This is a genomic window from Nocardia farcinica (assembly GCF_029867845.1).
In the GTDB taxonomy this organism is placed as follows: Bacteria; Actinomycetota; Actinomycetes; order Mycobacteriales; family Mycobacteriaceae; genus Nocardia; species Nocardia farcinica_A.
In genome coordinates this window covers 1-1426 of record NZ_JARWRU010000694.1, presented here as the reverse complement: position 1 = coordinate 1426, position 1426 = coordinate 1, and the positions used below count along the sequence as shown (strand labels likewise).

Sequence of the window (1426 nt, the reverse complement as noted above, 5' to 3'; positions counted from 1 at the left end):
TGTGGCATCCCCCTCCCCGTCCCTGATTCGTCTGGTGTAAAGCTGAAACACATGACAGAGCAGAGTTTCGCCGGCCTGACGCCGGAAGCGCTGAACCAGGTCGACGCCGAGCTCGGCACCTTCACCGAGTTCCTCGGCCTGCGCTACACCGAGGTCGGCCCCGATCGCGTGGCGGGTGAGTGGACGGTCAAGCCGCACCTGTACCAGCCCGCAGGCATCGTCAACGGCGGCGTCTACTGCACCGTGGTGGAAACCCTGGCCAGCATCGCGGGCACCGTCTGGTACGGCGACCAGGGCACCGTGGTCGGCGTCAACAACAACACCGATTTCCTGCGCTCGGTGCGCGAGGGCGTGCTGCGCGGCGAGGCCACGCCGATCCACCGCGGCCGGACCCAGCAGTTGTGGCAGGTCGTCATCACCGACGAACAGGACCGGGTCGTGGCCCGCGGACAGGTGCGGCTGGCGAACCTGCCCAAGCGCGGCTGACCTACAACCGGCACAACCGGCGCGGCCGTGCCAGAATGACCGTCATTCTTCGACCGACCGGTGAGGAGCCCGGATGTGAATGTCGCCGCACGAGCAGGAACGACTGCTGCTGAGTTATGCGGCCGAGCTGGCCAGGCGCAGGAAGGCCCGCGGCCTGCTGCTGAACCATCCCGAGGCGGTCGCGATCATCACCGACCACGTGCTCGAGGGCGCCCGCGACGGCCGCACCGTAGCCGAGCTGATGGCCTCGGGACGCACCGTGCTCACCCGCGCCGACGTCATGGACGGCGTGCCGGAGATGATCCACGACGTGCAGGTCGAGGCGACGTTCCCGGACGGCACCAAGCTCGTCACCGTCCACCAGCCGATCGCGTGAGAGGGCGTGCGTCGTGATCCCGGGTGAATTCCTCTGCGCCGAGGGCGTGATCGAGCTCAACACCGGCCGCGAGCGGCTCGAGCTCGACGTCGTCAACACCGGCGACCGCCCTGTACAGGTCGGCAGCCATGTGCACTTCCCGCAGGCCAACACCGCGCTCGAGTTCGACCGCGCCGCCGCGCACGGGCACCGCCTCGACATCCCCGCCGGCACCGCGGTGCGCTTCGAGCCCGGCCTCGGTCAGCGGGTGTCGCTCGTCCCGCTCGGCGGGACCCGCGAGGTGTACGGCATCGGCCCGAATCCGCCGGGCCGCCTCGACGATCCGAAGCACCTGGACGATCCGAAGCACGCCGAGGGAGATCAGCAGTGACCGAACTGAGCCGGGCCCGCTACGCCGAGCTGTTCGGCCCCACCACCGGCGACCGGGTCCGCCTGGCCGACACCGATCTGCTGATCGAGATCACCGAGGATCGCAGCGGCGGACCGGGACTGGCGGGCGACGAGGCCGTCTTCGGCGGCGGCAAGGTGCTGCGCGAGTCGATGGGCCAGTCCCGCGCCACCCGC

At 69.9% G+C, this 1426-nt stretch carries 3 protein-coding genes and 1 pseudogene; all 4 read left to right on the top strand.

The annotated features are described in order from the left end of the window. Positions 1–51: 51 nt before the first annotated feature. Positions 52–486, top strand: a complete 435-nt coding sequence (locus tag QH283_RS15255; protein WP_280503655.1) for a PaaI family thioesterase — start codon at positions 52–54, stop codon at positions 484–486. 79 nt (positions 487–565) lie between these two features. Next, positions 566–862: an urease subunit gamma gene (locus QH283_RS15250; protein WP_280503654.1), complete on the top strand. Its 297-nt coding sequence runs from the start codon at positions 566–568 to the stop codon at positions 860–862. Positions 863–875: 13 nt separating this feature from the next. After that, complete coding sequence (locus QH283_RS15245) at positions 876–1232, top strand: urease subunit beta (RefSeq protein WP_280503653.1); 357 nt, start codon at positions 876–878, stop codon at positions 1230–1232. Beyond that, positions 1229–1426, top strand: a pseudogene (gene ureC / locus QH283_RS15240) (urease subunit alpha); the annotation flags it as partial. The gene QH283_RS15245 and the pseudogene ureC, both read left to right, overlap by 4 nt.